The sequence below is a fragment of the Actimicrobium sp. CCI2.3 genome (assembly GCF_035019065.1).
In the GTDB taxonomy this organism is placed as follows: domain Bacteria; phylum Pseudomonadota; class Gammaproteobacteria; order Burkholderiales; family Burkholderiaceae_D; genus Actimicrobium.
The window spans coordinates 25,793-46,635 of record NZ_JASJWR010000018.1 but is presented as its reverse complement, the minus strand read 5'-3'; the positions used below and the strand labels follow the sequence as shown (position 1 = coordinate 46,635).

Below are 20,843 nucleotides of genomic sequence, written 5' to 3'. Positions count from 1 at the left end.
CCCCATCGCATACCGGTAAAGCTTTTCCGGAAAGACGTCACATCTCCTTTCAAACGGGCTTGCCAGTGCATTTGGTGCAATGCCCTTCGGTTATTGCACCCTACGGTTTTTTGAGCGGTGTCTACTTTGCATTTGGTGCAATGCCCTTCGGTTATTGCACCCTACGGTTTTTTGAGCGGTGTCTACTTTGCGTAGGGTGCAATAACCGAAGGGCATTGCACCGAACAAGCTCCCAAGGTCACACCTCTCTTCGCAAAGAAAAACCTCAGTCCGTCACCGCACCCTTGCTGGCCGACGACGCCAATTTGGCAAACTTGGCCAATACGCCACGAGTGTAACGCGGTGCCGGTGCGGTCCACAAAGCACGCCGACGGGCAATTTCTTCGTCAGCGACATTCAATTGAATCAGCAACTGACGCGCATCAATGGTGACCGAATCCCCTTCCTGCACCAGCGCAATGGTGCCGCCCAGGAAAGCTTCCGGCGAGACGTGACCCACCACCATGCCCCAGGTACCACCTGAAAAACGACCATCCGTAATCAGGCCAACTGTTTCGCCCAATCCTTTGCCGATCAGTGCCGCAGTCGGTGCCAGCATTTCCGGCATGCCCGGACCACCCTTCGGGCCGAGGTAACGCATCACCAGCACATCGCCCGGTTTGATCTGGTCAGCGAGGATCGCATCCATCGCCGTGTATTCATCTTCAAACACGCGCGCCGGTCCGGTAATGACCGGGTTCTTCAGGCCGGTGATCTTGGCCACGCAACCTTCTGGTGACAGGTTGCCTTTCAGGATGGCCAGATGACCTTGTTTGTACAGCGCGGTTTCAAGGGTGTGGATCACGTGCTGGTCAGCCCGCGGCACATCGGGCAAGGCAGCCAGTTCTTCGGCCATCGTGCGTCCGGTAATCGTCATGCAGTCGCCGTGCAGCAAGCCGGCATTCAATAGCAGCTTCAAGACTTGCGGAATGCCGCCCGCCTTGTGCAGGTCGGTCGCGACATATTTGCCGGATGGCTTCAGGTCACAGATCACGGGCACGCGTAACCGCACGGCCTCGAAATCATCGAGGGTCCACTCGACTTCAGCCGCGTGGGCAATGGCCAGAAAATGCAGCACGGCATTGGTCGAACCACCGGTAGCCATGATCAGCGACACGGCGTTCTCGATCGACTTGCGCGTGATGATGTCGCGCGGCTTCAGGTCTTTTTTGATCGCTTCGATCAGCACGCGGGCGGACTCGGCGCACGAACCGGTTTTTTCATCATCGGGGTTAGCCATGGTCGACGAGTACATCAGCGACATGCCGAGCGCTTCAAACGATGACGACATCGTGTTGGCGGTGTACATGCCGCCGCACGAACCCGACGACGGGCAGGCATTGCGCTCGATGCCATCAAAATCTTCCTGCGACATGCGGCCAGCCGAAAACTCGCCGACCGCTTCAAACGCTGACACGATGGTCAGGTCCTTGCCCTTCCAGTTGCCCGGCTTGATCGTACCGCCGTAGACATAGATGCTCGGCACATTGGTCCGCGCCATCGCGATCATTCCGCCTGGCATGTTCTTGTCGCAACCGCCGATGACGAGGCAGCCATCGAGCCACTGGCCATTGACCGCTGTCTCGATGCAGTCGGCAATGACTTCGCGCGAAATCAGCGAATACTTCATGCCTTCGGTACCCATCGACATGCCATCCGAAATCGTCGGCGTGCCGAACACTTGAGGATTACCGCCGGCTTCCTTGATCGTCGAGATCGCGATGTCAGCCAGTTTCTGCAAGCCCGAATTGCACGGTGTAATGGTCGAGTGACCATTGGCGATACCGACCATCGGTTTGTCGAAGTCGGCCTTCTCGTAGCCCATGGCGTAATACATCGAACGGTTCGGGCTGCGCGAGACGCCCTGGGTGATATTTTTCGAGCGGCGATTGAATGCCATGGAAGTCTCCGGAGAGGAATAAAAGCGCTACAGTGCCTTGCGTGTCGCATGCTGTCAAATATATGATTCGCACGAGATTGAGACGATTGACGACTCAATGGAAGAAGACAACAATCCATGACCATCGAACTGCGCCAGCTACGCTATTTTGTGACGGTGGCCGAAGAACTGCACTTCGGCCGTGCCGCCGCGCGGCTGCACATGACGCAGCCACCGTTGTCGCAAACCATCCAGGCGCTCGAAGCCGGACTCGGTCATCGGCTGTTCGCCCGCACCAATCGCAGCGTTGCGCTGACGCCGGCTGGCAGCGCGCTGCTGACCGAAGCGCGGCGCTTGCTGGCGCAGGCGCATGCGTTGCCCGAACTGGTACGACTGGCCGCCTCGGGCGCGTCGGGACGGCTGGTACTGGCCTTTGTCTCGACGGCCGACTACAGCGTGCTGCCGCCGTTCCTGCGCGAATTTCGCGAACACACGCCGCACGTGCACATCGAATTGCGCGAAGCCACCACCGATATCCAGCTTGAGGACCTGGCCCACAACCGCATTGATGTCGGCCTGCTGATCGCGCCGCTGCCCGAAAAATCGTCGACCGACCTGGCTTACCTGCGCGTGCTGTCGGAGCCGCTGATCCTGGCGGCACCCAAGGGCATCAAGGCGCTCGCTGGCAGCGGCGCCGTATCGCTCAAGGCCGTGGCTGACCTGCCGCTGATTATTTTTCCGCGCCGTATCGCGCCCGCCTTCCACGATGCCATCCTGGCGACCTTCCGCGATGCGGGCTTGACGCCGCACATTGGTCAGGAAGCGATCCAGATGCAAACTATCGTCGGACTCGTTTCTGCGGGTATGGGCATTGCACTTGTGCCACAATCCGTGTCCAATCTGAAGCGCCCCGGCGTCGAGTACAAAACCTTGCGTGGCAAAACACCCCTGGTCGAAACCGGACTGGCGTGGCGGCGCGACAATCACTCGCCGGTCCTGCACGCCTTCCTCGATTTATTGCGAAAGAAAACCTGATGCGGAAATTTCCATGCTGATCCATCCGATGCCGGACCCGATTGCCATCCATCTTGGCCCGCTGGCCATCCGCTGGTACGGGCTGATGTACCTGGCCGCCTTTGCCCAATTCATTTTGCTCGGCCGGGTGCGGATCAAGCAGACCCACATCGCCGTCATGGGCTGGAAAAAAGAAGACCTTGATGACATGCTGTTTTACGGCGTGCTGGGCGTCGTCATTGGCGGACGTCTCGGCGAAGTCCTGTTTTACAACCCTGCCTTTTATTTCAGCAATCCACTCGATATCTTCATGGTCTGGAAAGGCGGCATGTCCTTCCATGGCGGCTTCCTCGGTGTGCTGCTGGCGATGGCGCTCTGGAGTCGTCGGCGAGGTCGCCACCTGATGGACGTGATGGATTTCATTGCACCGCTGGTACCGCTGGGTTACGCGTTTGGTCGGATCGGTAATTTCATCAATGCCGAACTGCCGGGCCGGATCGCCGATGCATCGCTGCCCTGGGCGATGATCTGGCCCAATGTCGATAACCTGCCGCGCCATCCTTCGCCGATCTATCAGGCGCTGGTCGATGGGTTGCTGCTGTTCATCGTACTGTGGCTGTATGCGCGCAAAGAGCGACCACGCATGGCGGTCAGCGGCCTGTTCGCACTGGGCTATGGTTGCGCCCGCTTTTTCACCGAATACTTCCGCATACCCGACTATGTGGTGCCGCTCGGACCGGTCACGCTTTCCGCCGGACAGATGTTGTCGGTGCCAATGATCGTGCTCGGCATCATCCTGATCGTCATCGCTTACCGCAGCAAGAAAGTCCCACATTGATGAGTAACCTGTACGCCCTGTTCGCTGCCAACTTTCCGGCTGACCGCAGCACCTGCTGTATCGAAACCCACGACGGCCTCGAGTACTCGTGGCATGACCTCGAACACGCCAGCGCACGCATGGCCAACCTGCTCGCCAGTCTGGTGTTGCCGGCCGGTGCGCGCATCGCCGTGCAAGTCGAGAAGTCGCCCGAAGCGCTGATCCTGTACCTCGCCACCTTGCGCGCCGGCTTCACCTTCGTGCCATTGAATACCGCTTACCGCGCCGCTGAAATGACGTATTTCCTCAACGATGCGAAACCGGCCTTGCTGGTCTGCGCGCCGTCGACCTTCGGCTGGCTGTCAAAACTGGCGTTTGCGGCCGGCACGCAGCAAGTCTTCACGCTGGATGACCAGCGCCAGGGCTCGCTGCTCGAACGCGCCGCGGCACAACCGGACACCTTCGAGACAGTCGCCGTAACCGACGACAATCTGGCCGCGCTGTTGTACACATCGGGTACCACCGGACGCAGCAAGGGTGCGATGCTCAGCCATCGCAATCTCGCAACCAACGCACAAGTGTTGCAGCAAGCCTGGCACTGGCAAGCAGACGATGTGCTGTTGCATGCGCTACCGCTATTCCACATCCACGGCTTGTTCGTCGCATGTCATGGTGCGCTGCTCAACGGCAGCAAAATGATTTTTTTGCCGCGCTTTGACAGCACCACCGTGATCCGGCATTTGCCACGTGCGACCGTCTTCATGGGCGTGCCGACCTTTTATGTCCGGCTGCTGGCCGATCCGGCATTCGAGCGCGACACCTGTGCATCAATACGCCTGTTCGTATCCGGCTCGGCCCCGCTGCTGCTCGACACCTTCGACAGTTTCATTGCCCGCACCGGCAAGACGATTCTCGAACGCTACGGCATGAGCGAAACAGCGATGATGACCTCGAATCCGTACGATGGCGCACGTGTCGGCGGCACAGTCGGTCTGCCCTTGCCCGGCATCACGATGCGGGTCGTCGATGAGCAACGGCAAGTGTGCGCAACCGGCGTCATTGGTGCCATCGAAGTGCGCGGACCCAACGTGTTCAAGGGCTACTGGCAAATGCCGGAAAAGACCGCGCTGGAATTTACCGATGACGGCTTTTTCATCACCGGCGACGTCGGCTGTTTCGACGCACAGGGTTACCTGAGCATCGTCGGCCGCAGCAAAGACCTGATCATTTCCGGCGGCTACAACATCTACCCGAAAGAGATCGAATCCTTCCTCGATGAACTCGATGGGGTCGAGGAATCGGCCGTGATTGGCGTACCGCACCCGGATTTCGGCGAAGCCGTGATGGCGATCATCGTCACCACCAAAGGTGCGACGCTGACCGAAGCCGGCGTCATCGCAGCGATGAAAGCCAGCATCGCCAACTTCAAGGTACCCAAGCAGGTGGTCTTCGTCGACGAATTACCGCGCAATGCGATGAGCAAGGTGCAGAAAAATTTGTTGCGGGAGCGGTATCCGTTGGTGGCGCAGTCCTAGCGCTGTAGCTTCGGGCATCAGTGCATTTGGTGTCGGTTATCGAACCATTGCATTGTCGTTTTGAAGTTGATGTTGATGTTGATGTTGAAGTTGCAGTTGACCTGTTCCGCATTGAAGCAGCTGCCAAAAGTCGGAGTCAGGCAGGGGATAAGAAGGACGCATGTCTGAGCGAAGCGAGTTTGCGGCCTTCCCCCTGACTGGCTCCGGCTTTTGGGAACCCGAAGGGCAGCCGCTTCGCGGTCGCCTTTTTCTTGGTTACTTCTTTTTGGCGAAGCAAAAAGAAGGGACCGCATGCCGGTCCGGCTGCCGGGCCGCCCCCGGCTAGGTCATGACGGAGCACATAAGGAATCAGCAACCGCAGTCAGAACATTCGGTGCAATAACCGCAGGGCATTGCACCGATCACCGCGAAGACTACACCAGCGCCTTGTAAAGCATGTACCCCGCCAGCGCAAACAGCATCACGGCAAAGATTTTTTTCAAAGTCTTCACCGGCAACGCGTGCGCCGCCTTCGCCCCGAGCGGCGCTGTCACCACGCTGGCAATCGAAATCACCAGCAGCGCGGGCAGGTAAATATACCCAATCGAACCCGACGGCAGGTCCGGTATCGACAAGCCAAAATAGATATTCGACACGGTCCCCGCCAACGCAATCGGAAAACCGAGCGCTGCGCTGGTGGCGACCGCATTGTGAATCTTGACCTGGCACCAGGTCATGAAGGGCACGGAGACAAAACCGCCACCGGCACCGACCAGTCCAGCCAGCACGCCGATGACCCCGCCAGCGCCGAAGGTTCCGAACTTGCCTGGCAAGCCGCGTGTTCCGGCCGGCTTTTTATCGAACAGCATCTGTATCCCCGACAAGGTAACGAATGCGGCAAAGAACAGCGCCAGCGTCGAAGAATTCATTTGCTGGCCGATCCACGGCCCGATCACCGAGCCGATCAGGATGCCCGGTGCCAGCAGCTTGACGATATCCCAGCGCACCGCGCCGCGCCGGTGATGCGCAACCACCGAAGACACCGAGGTGAACATGATGGTGGCCAGCGACGTCGCGATGGCCATGTGGATGATCAGCTCCTTCGGAAAATCCTTGTAAGTGAGCAGTGCGGTCATGAACGGCACCAGCAACATGCCGCCACCAATGCCAAGCAAGCCGGCAGCAAAACCCACGGCACTGCCAAGGACAAGAAAAGCAATGATCAGGTTGGGATCCATCAATGGTGCTCCTGCGGGTGAGTGAGTTTGACCTGCATCAATGTGCGATAAAAGCGTAGAGATCAGGCGGGAGCAATCAGGTGCTGGTTGATCCAGCGCCAGTCGGCCGGTTCGACGCGCGATATTGACAGCCGGTTACCGCGCTTGAGCACCTGCATGTCGACCAGCTCTTCGGCCGCCCGCAACGCCGATAACGGCACCAGCGGCACGGCGCGCAATGCGCGAATATCGACCATCATCCAGCGCGGATTTTCCGGCGTGGCTTTCGGATCGAAATAATGACTGCGCTGATCGAACTGGGTGAAGTCCGGGTAGGACGTGCTGGCGACTTCGGCCAGGCCGACAATGCCGGGCGCGGCGCAACTGGAGTGGTAGAACAGCACGCCATCACCCACCCGCATCGCGTCGCGCATGAAATTGCGCGACTGGTAATTGCGGATGCCGAACCACGGCATGGTCTGGTCGGGCGCGGCCAGCACATCGTCAATGCTGACTTCGGTCGGTTCGGATTTCATGAGCCAATAGGCCATCGGGCGTATCCCAGGAAAACGAACGAAATGGAAAAGGCGAAAAAAAACGGCTGCATTTTCATGCAACCGCTGCACTGTAAAATCCCCGCTGGTGCCGCTTTGCCGGCATCCCGAACCAACCGGTTCAAGGTGGCTACAGTCAGTTCAATTTCGGGCTCATCGGACTAGCGACATGCACACCCATCAAACAATATTCCGCGGCCGATGCACATAAATGGTTCTAGGAATATATGGCAATCGCGAACACTGCAGGGAGGTTAAAGTCTACTCTGATCGATCCTTCTGTCAAACCTTTTGGCCGTTATTTCGCGGTTTATTTCAGGGCTCTCCGAGAGGGAAGAGACCCCATTTCAGAAGAGGTTTTCTTGCGGCGTCAATGCCTGATCGAGCACCGTATGCATGTGCGCAATCTGCTGATGCACTTCGGCCATTGAGAGGTCGGACAGTGGTCCGGCAGGCGCTTTGGTCGATAGCAATTCGACTGCAATACCGAGCGCGGCCATCACTGCGATCCGATCGTTGCCCTTGATTTTTCCGCCATCACGAATCGCACACATGCGCTTGTCAAGATAATTGACCGCCGCTTGCAGCGCACCTTCTTCACCTTCCTTGCACACCAGTGTGAAGGTTTGTCCCATCATCAGGACTGGCAGCTGGATCATGGAGATTCCTCGACATCTTTGGCTTCAATTTCCGGTTCGGAAGGCAACCGGTCCATCAGGGCTGCGACGCGATCATGCGCTTCCTGCATGCGCCGCGTCAGTTCGGCGTTGTCGACGGCAACGCTGACGGCATATTTTTGCAAGGCGATATTTTCGCTACGCAAAGAAATAACCAGCTCGGCGAGCTGGTTGACTTTATCGGAGAGTTTGCTGAAATCTGAAATCATGGCGCACTATATTTTGCGGCGTAACCGGCGTCAACCGATTAGAGCAGGCCGACACGGAATTAACTGACAAATTCATGGAACGACCCGTCGACCAGAATGAGCGCAGACCGAATTGTCTGGCCGGCATACACCGCCAGCGCCGCCTGCCGGTAACGCGCCAGTTGCGCTGCATAGTCAGCCCGTTCACTGGCGAGCAAGCGGCGCTTGTAGTCGAGTATCCATAACGCATCCGGCAATTGCACCAGCCGGTCAAAGCGCAGCAGCTCTCCATCATGCAGTAATTCGATTTCATTGTGGGCAAACACGATCTGCTGCGGATCAAAAAACCGGCTCAATGCTGGCGCACCAAGGATGGTGATTGCCTGCTCGCGCACGACGCCCGCGCAAGCCAGCGGACAGTCCAGCCAGCGCGCGATGATGGCAGCGTCAGGCACCGCGAACACGCCATCACGATGCTGCGTGAGCCGCTCCAGCAAACCATGCAACGCAATGCCTTCGTCGATTTCGGGCGTACTCACCGCCACCGCCTCGATGGCCGCCGGCGGCCTCACCGTCGGATTGAAAACCGGCCAGAGGAAATCGGGTTCGACACGGTCTTCCTGACCACACTCTTGTGCCTCGAACTGCATTTCGGTGGCCTCCAGCAAACGGTCATACCAGCTACCCTCGACCGTGCCATCGGCCCGCGCATTGCGCTTGCCCGCCACGCCGCTGATGATCAGACATTGCCGGGCGCGCGTCATTGCGACGTACAGCAGGTTCCAGTCTTCCTGCGTGCGAAACCGGTCTTCATCGGCGAACAACGCATCGCGTGCAGCACCGCGTTCGGCGGCCCGGCCGAACGCCGAGAAATGGGTAGGTGCAGCGGCGTCCTGCGGCCATTCGCACAGGATGCCGACGTCGTCGCGCGCCGGTTCGCTGTGATTGGCATCGAGCAGGACGACGATGTCGGCCTCCAGTCCTTTTGCGCTGTGGATGGTGAGGATGCGCACGGCATCGAGCGCGGCATCGATATCGGCTTCGTCGGGGGCATCGTTGTGCGCAGCATTTTGTAATGCCCGCAAGGCATCAATGAATTTCGGCAAGCTGGGATAGCGACCAGCATCGAGGTTCAGCGCCAGCGCCGTGAAGGCTTCGAGATTGCCGATCACCTGCCCGCGCAGCAGCGCCGGCACGGACGCCGCATAGCGTGCCACCAGCTGACCCTCATGCAGGAGTCGGTCGAGCAAGTCGTGCACCGGCAGGCCGGGTGCGATCGTCAGCCAGTGCTGCAGTTGCCGGGTGGCGTCGGGCAATACCGCGTCGAGCGCGAGCAGGCGCTGCCACCAGCTACCGCCATCGTGCTGCGCCAGCCGGATCAGGTCCGTGTCATCGGCACCGATGATCGGAGATTTCAGCACGTGGGCCAGTGCGCGGTTATCGCCAGGCGTGATCAGAAAGGTCAGCAAGGCGATCAGGTCGGCGATTTCCAGCGATTCCAGCAACCCGCCGCGCTTGTCGGAGGCAAACGGAATCCCGGCTTCGCGCAACGCCGTTTCGTAGGCACCGAGATGGGCGCGCTTCTTGACCAGCAACATCACATCCGACCAGCGCGGCATGCTGCCGTTGCCCGCAGCCAGCTCCAGCCGTGCACGCCGTATCGCCACGGCCACTGCGCGGCCTTCATCGAGACGGCGCGCATCGTCCTCTTCTTCCAGCGCTGTGACCAGCGGGTCGCGCAGCACCAATCCGTCGGGCTTGACCACCGTGCTGGCAGGCGGCACCACCAATGGCAAACGCCAGATCACTGCGGGCCGCTCTGACAGGGTCGTCTGCGCCGAAAAGATCGGATTCGGACCGAAGCTGCCATTGAGCAGGTCGATGATGGCGGGCGCATTGCGCCGGGTCTGGTTGGTTTGCAGGATCGCCGCACCCTGCGCGGCCAGCATCGCACGCGCCGCCAGAAATACACGGGGTTCGGCACGACGAAAGCGATAAATCGATTGCTTCGGATCACCCACGATGAAGACACTGGGTGCCGAACTGTCGTCACCGTAGGCCGCCAGCCAGGCGCGCACAATGCTCCATTGCAGCGGATTGGTGTCCTGAAATTCATCGAGCAGAATGTGGCGGTAGCGCGAGTCAAGCCGGCTTTGCAAATAGGCGGCATGCTCCTCGTTGCCGAGCAAGCGGTAGGCCTGCCATTCGAGATCGGAAAAATCGAACACGCGCTGCTCGGCCTTGACCGCCTGATACACCTCCAGGTAGGCCGCCCCGACCGTGAACAGTGCGGCATTGAGTGCCAGCACCGTCGTCTCTGCGCTGCGCCGTTGCAATTGCAGCAGCGCGGCAGCAATCGCGCCGAATTCGGCCTCGAAACTGTCGGCGCTGTTCTCGCCGAGATTGGCCTCGTTGGCGGCGAGCAGCTTGCCGCGCCGGTGATCATTGGCGCGTACCTTGCCCTTGTCATCCATGAACTGCAGGAACAATTGCTGGAAACCGTCAAGACTGGCTCCCGCCGTCAACGCCGATTCGATCGCCACCGCCCGTTCCTGATTGCGTTTAGCACCCTGCCCCAGCAGCCATGCCATCCGCTGCATGCGATTGACCAGTGCCGCGTCCTGCCACAGACTCAGACGCGCATCGCGCACGCCATCGTCGCCGCACAACTCGGCCAGCGCATCGAGTGGCAATCCGGTTTGCGCGGCAGCCCACCATTCGGCACGCTTGCCAACGAAGGCATCGAGCAGCTTTTTCGCACTCCAGTCACCGACCAGTTCATATAATTTTTGTAGCGCCTGCCGGACCTCGGATTGACCTTCTTCGTTGAGCACTTGCATGAAACGGCTGTACGCATCCAGCATCAACGCACCGGTCGCGGCCGTCAGGCTGTAACCGTGCGGGACACCGGAGGCCAACGGAGCCAGCCGGATCAGCTTGGCAAACCAGCTGTGAAAGGTGTCGATCGACAGGGCTTGCGGACTGGCCAGGACTTTTTCGTAGAGGCCACGTGCGACCGGCATCAGTGCGCTCAACTCGGACGGGTCGATGCCGCGCTCGCGCAGCAGCGTGCGCACCGTGTCGTCCGGTGCCAGTGCCAGTTCGCGCAAGAGCTGGATCAGGCGGTCGCGCATTTCCTGCGCGGCCTTGCGGGTAAAGGTAATAGCCAGCATTTCCGATGGCGCGGTACCAGCCAGCAGCAAGCGCAACATGCGCGCCACCAACAGCCAGGTCTTGCCGCTGCCGGCGCAGGCTTCGACGACGACCGAATGGCGCGGATCGCAGGCCGCCGCGATGAAGGCTTCGGTCGAGGCCTCAGCATTGTTGATGGTGTAGGCGCGTGGCAGGGTCATGCCCAGGCTCCCTTGCGGCACAGGCCGCGCACGTCACAGTATTGGCAGACGGTGTCGATACCGTTGGCGGGCAAGGCGGCTCCGGTGGAGATGGCGTGCATTTGTTCGATGATGCGATGCTCCAGAGTGGTTTGCCACAGGGCGTAATTGGGGGCGGCCACGTCACCGGTTTTGCTGCCGGTCAGTTCCAGCGCGACATAGTGACCGGCGCTCATGCGGGCGTCCGCCAACAGTCCGTAAAACGGCAGCTGATGATCTTCGGTCTGCTTGAAGCGATCACGTAAAGCCTGCACGGCTTTAGTCTTGTAGTCGAGCACTGCGCGGGTGCCATCGGTATGTTCGTCGATCCGGTCGACCCGGCCATGCAGCCGGATGGCACCACCGGGCCAGGACAGCTCGCGCTCCATCTGCTGCTCGCCGATGACGAATTGCCAGCCCTCTTCCTCGCGTTCACCAGCCCACTGCAAATACGCCGGCATGACTTTTTGCCAGCGCACGTAATAACCGAGCGCCGCCGCGTTACGCGCCAGTTCTTGCTGAAAAACCTGCTCCGACACATGAGCCAGCAACGCCGCGCGTTGCGGCAGCGGTGTCTGTCCGGCACGAACGGTGGCGTGATACCGGGCCAGAATCTGATGCAGCCAGTCGCCGTAATCGCGTTTTTCAGGCAGGTCGGACAGTTCGTCAATCGCATTGAGCCCCAGCATCCGCGTCGCGAAGAACTGGTACGGACACGCAATCAGACTGTTGTAACCGCTGGCCGACAGTTTGGCCGGCAGCAAAGCCGCCGCCGCGGGGGCCGGCATCGTCGCCAGCGCGGGTTGCAGTTGCTGCAGGGCGATGTCGCTCTGGTGCAGCGGCAGCGCCGGCAAACCGGCGCGCAGCAAGGTCAGTTGCAGGCGTTCTATCCACGGACTGACTGCATTGGGCTCGCCATCCGCGCTGGCTTGCCACGACAGCACAATCGTGCTGCCGCTGGAGAGCAATTCAGTCAGGTCACGCAATTGCTGGCGCTGACGAATTTCACGCGTGGCCAGGCCCAATTCACGCCGCACTGCATTGGCAAAAAACAGCGTCTCGGGCGGTTGCGACGGCAAGTGCGCGGCATCGACACCCACCACCAGCACCGCATCGAAGCTGCGCAAGCGCGCGCCGTTGAGCGGCAACATGATCACGCGCTGGTCCGATTCGGACACCTCGAATGCCGCTGCTTCGCATTGCAGACTGAAAAAAGCACGCCACTCGGCGAACGAAAACGGCTGGCTGAGCGCACCGCATTCCAGCGCAATCCGGTCAAGCAGCGCCAGCAATTGCTCACCGGCGCTTTCGGCTGACAACGCAGCCAACATGCCGAGGACATCGAGCACCTCACGGGTGAGGCGCAGCCAGTCGCCCAGACTGCGGTTGCGCTGGAAGCGACCGGCTTGCTCGCGCAAGCGCAGCAGCAACTGGTGTTCGACGGGCAGTGCCTGCAATGCCAGTGCGACGGCATCCCAACCACCGGTGACATTGGCACGGCGCAGTGCCAGTTCGATCGTCATCACACTTGATGGCGCGACGGCAATGAACGGCGACTTGAGCAAGTCGAGCAAGGCACCGGTTTCGGCCCGTGAAGTGACGACATCGAATAACGCCATCAGCGCCGAGGCGGCGCGGGTGGTCGATAATTTCCAGCCGGTTTCATCCGCAACGAAGACTTCGGCGCGCTCAAGCAAGGCCCGCAAGCGGCGCGCCACCACCCGGTCCTGCGCAATGATGGCAATACGCGGATGACCAGCGGCAATCCAGTCGAGCACCGTTCGCGCACCACTGACCGCCTCGTCTTCAAGACTACTCGCCGGAAATAGCGCAACGCGTTGCGGCCCGGCAGTTACCTGACTGACCGCAGCACCGTCGGCCAGCTCCGGCCACGCCGCGACAAATACCGGTGCCAGCGCCTCGACATGCCAGTCCAGGCAAATCGGCAGGACGGGATGCCGCTCGGCATAAGCAGACAGGAACGCCTGTTCAAACGGATCGGCCTCGACCGGCGAAATCCAGACCAGCGACTGCGATCCGCGTGCAGCCAGTTGCAGTAACTGGTCTAGCCGGCTGGCGTTGGCATCGCGCAAATCAAGCTGGGTTTTCCAGATGGTCCAGACCAGCTGGCTCTCATCGGAGAGCAGCTCGCGGGCCGCCGGCGACAACTGGTCGAGCGCGGCTTGCCAACGCTGCTCGGACTCCATCGGGTACTGGCGCATTGCCGGCAGCAGGCTCAAGGTCAGTTCGTCCGATAACGCCAGCAGGGTTTGCGCGAGCGGCAGCAGGTCCGTATTGCGGCGTGCCGTGAACAGTTTTTTCAGCCAGGCATGCTGGCGCAGCTCGGCATAGAGCGCCATCAACCGCTCGCTATCGCCAGCCACGCTGTCCGGCGGCACCTGCAATGCCAGCCAGGACGACAACGTCGTAATGACCGGCGGCACAAAGGCGGTACCAACCGCGGCAGCCAGCGCCAGCTTCAAGCGACGCGCCTGTTCGAAGGTCGGCACCAGTACGCGACAGGAAGAAAAATCGGCGAGCGCATCGGTGGCCTGCTGTGCGCGCAGGAATGCCAGCAGACGGACTGCCGCATCAGTCCAGAAATGCGCTGACGGCGCGAGCAGGCAAGGGGTTAACAACATGAGAGCCGTATCGGAAAAAGGATCAGGCATGGTGCCACGATCATGACGGATCACCACGCATTTTATGCAGGGGTCCACGCGGAAGCAGGCAGCGAACCCGCAGCCGGAAAAAATCGGTTATAGTTTGAGCCATATTTAGTCGCAGGACTTTTCTCTGACCTGCAAGTTCCCTTGATTTTCACCCTGTTACCTCCATCTCTGTCCTGTAGTTACGGCAGCGTCGTGGTACGCACGGAGACGTCGAGGAACAATGGCGATGAAGTTGCGACGTTGATTCACCCTTTGGTTCAACACTGAATCACTAAAACCCTCATCCGAGGAAATCATGAGCGAAAACATCAAACATATTACCGATGCGTCCTTTGACATCGACGTACTGAAATCCGACAAGCCTGTCCTGGTTGACTTCTGGGCAGAGTGGTGCGGTCCCTGCAAATCGATCGCTCCGATCCTGGAAGAAATTGCCAAGGAATACGACGGCAAGCTGTTGATAGCAAAAATGGATGTCGACAGCAATCAGGCCGTACCGGCCAAATTTGGCATTCGCGGCATTCCGACCCTGATCCTGTTCAAGAACGGCGTCCCGGCTGCGCAAAAAGTCGGTGCCATGGCCAAGGGCCAGCTGACTTCATTCATCGACAGCAACATTTAATACCGAGAGCGACGAGGCGCCTGCGTCGTCGCACACCCCACTAATTTTTCGCCACGCAGTCCACTCCCCCACCTCACTATTCCCGTCACGGGATACTCAACTTTATTAATGACCATGCACTTATCTGAACTCAAGGCGCTTCACGTCTCCGCCCTGCTCGAAATGGCCATCGGCCTCGATATCGACAACGCCGCCCGCTTGCGCAAACAGGAATTGATGTTTGCAATTCTCAAGAAGCGCGCAAAAACCGGCGAACAAATTTTCGGCGATGGCGCCCTGGAAGTGCTGCCTGACGGCTTCGGCTTCCTGCGCTCGCCCGATGCCAGTTACATGGCCTCGACCGACGACATTTATATCTCGCCTTCGCAAATCCGCCGCTTCAATCTGCATACCGGCGACTCGATCGAAGGCGAAGTGCGCACCCCGAAGGATGGCGAACGCTACTTCGCGCTGGTGAAAGTCGACAAGGTCAACGGCGAATCGCCGGAAGCCTCGAAACACCGCATCCTGTTTGAAAACCTGACCCCATTGCATCCGAACGAGCCGCTGCGGCTTGAGCGCGAAATGAACGGCCAGGAAAACATCACCGGCCGCATCATCGACCTGATCGCTCCGATCGGCAAAGGCCAGCGTGGCTTGCTGGTGGCATCACCAAAATCCGGCAAATCAGTCATCCTGCAGCACATGGCGCACGCGATCACCGCGAACCATCCTGACTGCACGCTGATCGTGTTGCTGATCGACGAACGGCCGGAAGAAGTCACCGAGATGCAGCGTTCGGTGCGCGGCGAAGTCGTTGCCTCGACCTTCGACGAACCAGCTACCCGCCACGTGCAGGTTGCCGAGATGGTGCTTGAAAAAGCCAAGCGCCTCGTCGAAATGAAAAAAGACGTCGTCATCCTGCTCGACTCGATCACCCGACTGGCACGCGCCTACAACACCGTGATCCCTGCCTCCGGCAAAGTGCTCACCGGTGGTGTCGATGCCAATGCGTTGCAGCGTCCGAAGCGTTTCTTCGGTGCCGCCCGCAATATCGAAGAGGGCGGCTCGCTGACCATCATTGCGACCGCCCTGATCGAAACTGGCAGCCGCATGGATGACGTGATTTTTGAAGAATTCAAAGGTACGGGCAACATGGAAGTCCATCTCGAGCGCCGTCTGGCCGAGAAGCGCGTCTATCCTGCCATCAACCTCAACAAATCCGGCACCCGCCGCGAAGAATTGCTGATCAAGCCAGACCAGCTGCAAAAAATCTGGGTCTTGCGCAAGCTGCTCTACAGCATGGATGAAATCGAAGCGATGGAATTCATCCTCGACAAGATGAAGGCGACCAAGAACAACGCCGAATTCTTTGACATGATGCGACGCGGGAATTCCTGACGCGCCAACGCGGGTTGGTTGTCGTGGCCTGAACCATTTTGTCGCGCCACGACACCACAGCACGGATTTATCCTGTACACTCCGCGATCCATTTAACGGCAAGTGATCATCAATCGGGTCAAGAAGCAGAACGACCGACGAAGTGGCGATTGGCTACCAAAATTCAACTACCGAGGCTCCAAATGAAAGCAGGCATTCACCCGAATTATCGCGAAGTACTGATCCACGATCTGTCATGCGATTTCAAATTCCTTACCCGTTCGACCGTTCAGACCCGTGAAATGGCTGAGTTCGAAGGCAAGCAATACCCATTGGTAAAGATCGAAGTCTCGTCGGAATCGCATCCTTTCTACACCGGCAAACACAAGATCGTCGACACGGCAGGCCGCGTTGACAAGTTCCGCAAGAAATTTGGTGCTGTTGGTTCGCGCACCCAGATCGCTCAGGACTAATCTCCCCTGGCTCGACAAAAAGGCAGCTTCGGCTGCCTTTTTTGTTTAATGATCAATATGAAGTGCCCTTTTGTTGCACAATAACGCCGACCAGACTTTAGGCTCCATGCCGACCGCCATACCTTGATGAAGCCAGTCCGCCTCCCTGCCTCCGCCACCCAAGCGCTTCCGCGCATGGCGCTGTTTGCCCTGTGTATCCTCTACATCCTGCCCGGCCTGATCGGACGTGATCCGTGGAAAACCGACGACGCGGCCGGTTTCGGCATCATGTGGACGATGGCGCATGGCGGCATTGCTGACTGGCTGTGGCCCAATATTGTCGGGCTCGCCATGCCCGAAAAAGGTCCGCTGGCATTCTGGTTAGGCGCGATCTGCATCAAGTTGTTCGGCTGGCTGGTCGGTGACGCTCTGGCCGCTCGCCTTGCCACCGTCGGATTCTTTCTGCTCGGTTCGGTATCGGTCTGGCAAACAACCTATCTGCTAGGCCGTCGGCCCGAAACCCAGCCATTGCAACTGGCCTTCGGTGGCCAGCCCGAGCCGCGCGATTACGGCCGCACCCTGGCTGATGGCGCGCTGCTGATTTATCTCGGCTGTCTGGGTCTGCTGCTGCACAGCCATGAAACCAGTGCCGAAGCACTCTATGTGGCCCTGACAGGAACCACCCTGTACGCCGTCGCACGGTTGTTCAACCGCCCGTCATTGCGCACTGCCGTAGTGGCCGGACTGGTGTTCGGCTTGCTGGCACTGACGCGCGGATGGGTCATGCCGGCCGGACTGTTCATCGGTTTCACGCTGCTGGCCGGCTGGCGCCAGCCGGCGCTGTTGCGCTGGTTGCTGATACTGACCTTGCCTCTGGCGCTGGTGATCGCCGCCAGCTGGCCGATACTGGCCAATCTGCTGCAACCTTACGATGGTTCACCTGTGTCGGCCTGGATGTCGTGGAACCTGAGCCAATTGGCACTGCCCTCGGCAGCCGGAGTGAAATACTTTTTCCGCTACAGCATCTGGTTTGCCTGGCCAGCCTGGCCATTTGCCGCCTGGGCTGTGTATGCCTGGCGCAAGCAGCGCGGTGCGTTGCACATCACGCTACCGCTGACAACCTTTCTTGTCGTCACGCTGCTGGTGCTACTCAATACGCATCATGTCGAAGGCAACTTGTTGCCGCTGCTGCCGCCACTGGCGATCCTGGCCGCCTTCGGCTTGCCGACCATGAAGCGCGGTGCCATCAATGCCGTCGACTGGTTCGCCGTGATGACGCTCTCGACGTCAGCGGCGTTCATCTGGATTGGCTGGATCGCCAAACAGACCGGCTGGCCAGCGCAACTGGCACGCAATGCCTTCAAGCTGGCTCCCGGCTTCAAGCCGGAATTCAACTGGCTGGCTTTTGTCGTCGCCGTGCTGGCCACCGCTGGCTGGATCGTGGTCGTGCACTGGCGCATTTCGCGCCGGCCATCGGTACTCTGGCGCGCGGTGGTCCTGTCGACTGCCGGAGTCATCCTGTGCTGGCTGCTGCTGATGACGTTGTGGTTGCCCTGGCTGGATTACGGCAAGAGTTACGCGAGCGTCGCGCAGCAGATCGCCTCACAACTGCCGCGCGCAAATGCCTGTGTCGATACCAATGTCGGTCCGACCCAGCGTGCGACGTTCGCTTACTTCGGACAGGTCAACTTTGCATCGTTCAACGGTGCCGACTGCGACTTTTTGCTACTCCAGGACAATAACCGGCCGCTCGCCAAAGACGTCATGATCGAACCATTCGGCGATGGCGTGCGCTGGAAGTTGCTGTGGGCAGGCCGTCGTCCGTCGGATCGCGACGAACGTTACCGGCTCTACCAGCGGGTCGGCAGTTAGACTGGACGCAATGCGGGTCGCCCGAACATGTGGCGGCATGCGCAGAATCATCAGCCCTACGACGCAGATGGTGTATCCTGAGCACTCCAGAACTACACCGAACCCACGGCTCCCAGCCCAATGCAAGATCACTCTACTGGCGCGAAACCCATCGACGCCAAACCCCATCGTTCGCTGTTCGAACGACTCACCGCCCTCATTTCGCCCGAACCGGAAAACCGCGCAGAGCTCCTTGAAATACTTCAGGACGCGCATGAACGCAGCCTCATTGACGCCGACGCCCTGTCGATGATCGAAGGCGTGTTCCAGGTATCGGACCTGTCAGCCCGCGACATCATGATTCCGCGTTCGCAAATGGACATGGTCGACATCGCCAAGCCGATCGAAGAATGGCTGCCGATGGTGCTGGAAACCGCCCACTCGCGCTTTCCGGCGGTCGAAGGCGAACGCGACAAGGTGGTCGGTATCTTGCTGGCCAAGGATCTGCTGCGCTACTACGCCGAAGAATCCTTCGATGTGCGCCACATGCTGCGCCCCGCCATCTTCATCCCCGAATCAAAACGTCTCAATGTGCTGCTGCGCGACTTCCGCGCCAACCGCAATCACATGGCGGTGGTGGTCGATGAATACGGTGGCGTAGCCGGTCTGATCACGATCGAAGACGTGCTCGAACAGATCGTCGGTGACATCGAGGACGAATACGATTTCGATGAAGAAGACGACAACGTGCTCGCCATCAAAGACGGCCAGTTCGGTGCCAAGTGGCGCGTCAAGGCACTGACCGAAATCGGCCAGTTCAATACCGAACTCGGCGTGAATTTTTCGGATGAAGACGTCGATACCATCGGCGGACTGGTCGCCAACCACCTGGCCCGTGTGCCGCACAAGGGTGACGCGTTCGATATCGATGGCTTGCGCTTTGAAGTCCTGCGCGCCGACGCGCGCCAGGTGCATGTGCTGCTAGTCGAAAAGCTCGGCATCATCGCCACGGATGCCACTGAATAAACCGGGCCGCTGGCCGCAGCGGTTTGGACCCTTGCTGGCCTTTGCGGCTGGCTCCGGTAATGTGCTGGCCTTCGCTCCCTACGGCCTGTGGCCGCTGCAAATCCTTTCGCTTTGCGTACTGTGCTGGCTGCTGCTGGGCAGCGAACGGGTACGTCACAGCGCGTTGCTGGGCTGGATGTATGGTTTCGGCTGGCTGCTTTTTGGCACGTGCTGGCTCTACATCAGTCTGCATGACTATGGCGCTCTGCCAGCGGTCATCACCGTCATCGCCGTCGCCGGACTAGCCTTGTTCCTCGCTGGCCTGATGGCGGCAGCGACCGGCATGGCGGCGGCGATGCGGGTGCGCTGGCGCTGCTCGCCCGCCGTCTTTCTGTTGCTGGTCGTGCCGGCACTGTTCATGCTGGCCGAATGGACCCGGGCCTGGATCTTCACTGGCTTTCCGTGGCTCTCGTCGGGCTATGCCCACAATGCCGGACCACTGGCTGGTTATGCGCCGCTGGTGGGCGTCTACGGCATCGGCCTGATCGCCGCCGTCATCACCGGCGCGCTGGTCCTGCTGCCACAACATCGGCGACTCGGCTGGCTGGCGGCGCTGCTGTTCATTGTCGGCGCGTTGCTGCAGCAAGTCAGCTGGACTACACCGCAAGGCCAGCCGATCTCGGTGCGGCTGCTGCAAGCCAACGTCCCGCAAGAAATGAAATTCAATCCGGAACGCGTACCCGACACGCTGATCCAGTATCACGCCATGATCACTGCCGCGCCCGCCGACCTGATCGTCACACCCGAGACCGCTCTGCCGCTGTTGCTGGGCCAATTGCCCGAGGACTACCTGCCGCGCCTGGCCGGATTTGCGCAATCGACTGGCAGCCAGTTACTGGTCGGTGTGCCGGTGAATGACTCGCCGCTGCATTACACCAACAGCGTGATCGGGATCGGTGGCAAGCAACCGTACCGTTACGACAAACACCATCTGGTGCCGTTCGGTGAATTCATTCCTTTCGGCTTTCGCTGGTTCACTGACCTGATGCACATTCCGCTGGGCGACTTCAGCCGCGGCGATGTGCAGCAAACACCGCTGGCCGTGCAAGACCAATGGGTGTTGCCGAACATCTGCTATGAAGACTTGTTCGGCGAGGAAATTGCCGCCCAGCTCAACGGTCGTGCGGCACACACTACGGTGCTGCTCAATGTCTCAAACATCGCCTGGTTCGGCAACTCGATTGCCCTGCCGCAGCACTTGCAGATCTCGCAAATGCGCGCGCGGGAAACCGGCCGGCCGATGCTGCGTGCGACCAATACCGGTGCGACGGCGGTCATCGATCAGCGCGGTCGCGTCGTGAGCCAGCTCACACCGCTGAGCACCGGCGTGCTTGGCGCATCGGTACAAGGCTATACCGGCAAGACGCCTTACATCTTGATGGGTAACTGGCTGGCACTGGCAATCGCAGGCATCATGTTGCTGGCAGCGTGCTTGCTGCGCAAAAGCCAGCCAACATGACGGATTGCGGGGCCGCAGCCCCGCTGCAATGCTAGAATCGTGCTCTTTGCGCCGGTCCCTCCGGATCGCGCGCAACAATTTTTTCTCCCGCTG

At 59.8% G+C, this 20,843-nt stretch carries 16 protein-coding genes and 1 other RNA gene; 9 read left to right on the top strand and 8 right to left on the bottom strand.

The genetic code is table 11. The annotated features are described in order from the left end of the window. Window positions 1-265 precede the first annotated feature (265 nt). The gene (ilvD, locus tag QN370_RS11490; protein WP_322126500.1) at window positions 266-1,939 is read right to left on the bottom strand and encodes a dihydroxy-acid dehydratase; all 1,674 of its coding nucleotides are present in this window, start codon (window positions 1,937-1,939) and stop codon (window positions 266-268) included. A gap of 117 nt (window positions 1,940-2,056) precedes the next feature. Here ilvD and QN370_RS11485 point away from each other — a divergent pair, with 117 nt between their 5' ends. The 3 genes from QN370_RS11485 to QN370_RS11475 are packed head-to-tail and all read left to right on the top strand — an operon-like array spanning window position 2,057 to window position 5,284. Next, window positions 2,057-2,953 (top strand): LysR substrate-binding domain-containing protein, encoded by an 897-nt coding sequence (locus QN370_RS11485; RefSeq protein ID WP_322126499.1) that lies wholly within the window; start codon window positions 2,057-2,059, stop codon window positions 2,951-2,953. Between the two features lie 13 nt (window positions 2,954-2,966). Continuing rightward, window positions 2,967-3,770 (top strand): prolipoprotein diacylglyceryl transferase, encoded by an 804-nt coding sequence (lgt, locus tag QN370_RS11480; RefSeq protein ID WP_322126498.1) that lies wholly within the window; start codon window positions 2,967-2,969, stop codon window positions 3,768-3,770. Beyond that, window positions 3,767-5,284, top strand: a complete 1,518-nt coding sequence (locus QN370_RS11475; protein ID WP_322126497.1) for a malonyl-CoA synthase — start codon at window positions 3,767-3,769, stop codon at window positions 5,282-5,284. Before lgt ends, QN370_RS11475 begins: the two co-directional genes overlap by 4 nt. Window positions 5,285-5,697: 413 nt before the next feature. On the opposite strand, the gene QN370_RS11470 is transcribed toward QN370_RS11475, so the two are convergent. The 7 genes from QN370_RS11470 to QN370_RS11440 form a co-directional block, all read right to left on the bottom strand. Beyond that, window positions 5,698-6,501, bottom strand: a complete 804-nt coding sequence (locus QN370_RS11470) for a sulfite exporter TauE/SafE family protein (RefSeq protein WP_322126496.1) — start codon at window positions 6,499-6,501, stop codon at window positions 5,698-5,700. Between the two features lie 62 nt (window positions 6,502-6,563). Next, window positions 6,564-7,031 carry an EVE domain-containing protein gene (locus tag QN370_RS11465; RefSeq protein WP_322126495.1) on the bottom strand — a complete coding sequence of 156 codons (468 nt, stop codon included), beginning with the start codon at window positions 7,029-7,031 and terminating at the stop codon, window positions 6,564-6,566. A 78-nt stretch (window positions 7,032-7,109) separates the two neighbouring features. Beyond that, a non-coding RNA gene (gene ssrS / locus QN370_RS11460) (6S RNA) lies at window positions 7,110-7,289 on the bottom strand. A gap of 92 nt (window positions 7,290-7,381) precedes the next feature. Further along, on the bottom strand, window positions 7,382-7,693 hold the full coding sequence (locus QN370_RS11455; RefSeq protein ID WP_322126494.1) for a cell division protein ZapA: 312 nt from the start codon (window positions 7,691-7,693) through the stop codon (window positions 7,382-7,384). Further along, the gene (locus tag QN370_RS11450; protein ID WP_322126493.1) at window positions 7,690-7,920 is read right to left on the bottom strand and encodes a DUF904 domain-containing protein; all 231 of its coding nucleotides are present in this window, start codon (window positions 7,918-7,920) and stop codon (window positions 7,690-7,692) included. The genes QN370_RS11455 and QN370_RS11450 overlap by 4 nt, the downstream gene beginning before the upstream one ends. A 59-nt stretch (window positions 7,921-7,979) precedes the next feature. Then, entirely contained in the window at window positions 7,980-11,252 is a 3,273-nt protein-coding gene (locus tag QN370_RS11445) for a UvrD-helicase domain-containing protein (protein WP_322126492.1), read from the bottom strand. Next, window positions 11,249-13,912: a PD-(D/E)XK nuclease family protein gene (locus tag QN370_RS11440; RefSeq protein ID WP_322126491.1), complete on the bottom strand. Its 2,664-nt coding sequence runs from the start codon at window positions 13,910-13,912 to the stop codon at window positions 11,249-11,251. The genes QN370_RS11445 and QN370_RS11440 overlap by 4 nt, the downstream gene beginning before the upstream one ends. Window positions 13,913-14,237: 325 nt before the next feature. Between QN370_RS11440 and trxA the strand changes: the two genes are divergently transcribed. The 6 genes from trxA to lnt all read left to right on the top strand — a co-directional run bounded on the left by trxA (window position 14,238) and on the right by lnt (window position 20,750). Then, entirely contained in the window at window positions 14,238-14,564 is a 327-nt protein-coding gene (gene trxA, locus QN370_RS11435; RefSeq protein WP_322126490.1) for a thioredoxin TrxA, read from the top strand. Between the two features lie 114 nt (window positions 14,565-14,678). Beyond that, window positions 14,679-15,944 carry a transcription termination factor Rho gene (gene rho / locus QN370_RS11430; protein WP_322126489.1) on the top strand — a complete coding sequence of 422 codons (1,266 nt, stop codon included), beginning with the start codon at window positions 14,679-14,681 and terminating at the stop codon, window positions 15,942-15,944. A gap of 182 nt (window positions 15,945-16,126) precedes the next feature. Next, window positions 16,127-16,396, top strand: coding sequence for a type B 50S ribosomal protein L31 (locus QN370_RS11425; RefSeq protein WP_322126488.1), 270 nt, complete (start codon window positions 16,127-16,129; stop codon window positions 16,394-16,396). A 126-nt stretch (window positions 16,397-16,522) separates the two neighbouring features. Continuing rightward, complete coding sequence (locus tag QN370_RS11420) at window positions 16,523-18,247, top strand: glycosyltransferase (protein WP_322126487.1); 1,725 nt, start codon at window positions 16,523-16,525, stop codon at window positions 18,245-18,247. A gap of 120 nt (window positions 18,248-18,367) precedes the next feature. Continuing rightward, window positions 18,368-19,252 carry an HlyC/CorC family transporter gene (locus tag QN370_RS11415; protein ID WP_322126486.1) on the top strand — a complete coding sequence of 295 codons (885 nt, stop codon included), beginning with the start codon at window positions 18,368-18,370 and terminating at the stop codon, window positions 19,250-19,252. After that, window positions 19,239-20,750, top strand: coding sequence for an apolipoprotein N-acyltransferase (gene lnt / locus QN370_RS11410; RefSeq protein WP_322126485.1), 1,512 nt, complete (start codon window positions 19,239-19,241; stop codon window positions 20,748-20,750). The genes QN370_RS11415 and lnt overlap by 14 nt, the downstream gene beginning before the upstream one ends. The last annotated feature ends 93 nt before the right edge of the window (window positions 20,751-20,843 follow it).

Excerpts from the sequence above, each read along its gene's own strand:
- QN370_RS11470 (WP_322126496.1), bottom strand. The coding sequence starts at position 6,501 with ATGGATCCCAACCTGATCATTGCTTTTCTTGTCCTTGGCAGTGCCGTG.
- QN370_RS11420 (WP_322126487.1), top strand. The coding sequence starts at position 16,523 with ATGAAGCCAGTCCGCCTCCCTGCCTCCGCCACCCAAGCGCTTCCGCGC.
- QN370_RS11425 (WP_322126488.1), top strand. The coding sequence starts at position 16,127 with ATGAAAGCAGGCATTCACCCGAATTATCGCGAAGTACTGATCCACGAT.
- QN370_RS11455 (WP_322126494.1), bottom strand. The coding sequence starts at position 7,693 with ATGATCCAGCTGCCAGTCCTGATGATGGGACAAACCTTCACACTGGTG.
- QN370_RS11415 (WP_322126486.1), top strand. The coding sequence starts at position 18,368 with ATGCAAGATCACTCTACTGGCGCGAAACCCATCGACGCCAAACCCCAT.
- rho (WP_322126489.1), top strand. The coding sequence starts at position 14,679 with ATGCACTTATCTGAACTCAAGGCGCTTCACGTCTCCGCCCTGCTCGAA.
- ilvD (WP_322126500.1), bottom strand. The coding sequence starts at position 1,939 with ATGGCATTCAATCGCCGCTCGAAAAATATCACCCAGGGCGTCTCGCGC.
- lgt (WP_322126498.1), top strand. The coding sequence starts at position 2,967 with ATGCTGATCCATCCGATGCCGGACCCGATTGCCATCCATCTTGGCCCG.
- trxA (WP_322126490.1), top strand. The coding sequence starts at position 14,238 with ATGAGCGAAAACATCAAACATATTACCGATGCGTCCTTTGACATCGAC.
- QN370_RS11485 (WP_322126499.1), top strand. The coding sequence starts at position 2,057 with ATGACCATCGAACTGCGCCAGCTACGCTATTTTGTGACGGTGGCCGAA.
- QN370_RS11465 (WP_322126495.1), bottom strand. The coding sequence starts at position 7,031 with ATGGCCTATTGGCTCATGAAATCCGAACCGACCGAAGTCAGCATTGAC.
- QN370_RS11450 (WP_322126493.1), bottom strand. The coding sequence starts at position 7,920 with ATGATTTCAGATTTCAGCAAACTCTCCGATAAAGTCAACCAGCTCGCC.
- lnt (WP_322126485.1), top strand. The coding sequence starts at position 19,239 with ATGCCACTGAATAAACCGGGCCGCTGGCCGCAGCGGTTTGGACCCTTG.
- QN370_RS11445 (WP_322126492.1), bottom strand. The coding sequence starts at position 11,252 with ATGACCCTGCCACGCGCCTACACCATCAACAATGCTGAGGCCTCGACC.
- QN370_RS11440 (WP_322126491.1), bottom strand. The coding sequence starts at position 13,912 with ATGTTGTTAACCCCTTGCCTGCTCGCGCCGTCAGCGCATTTCTGGACT.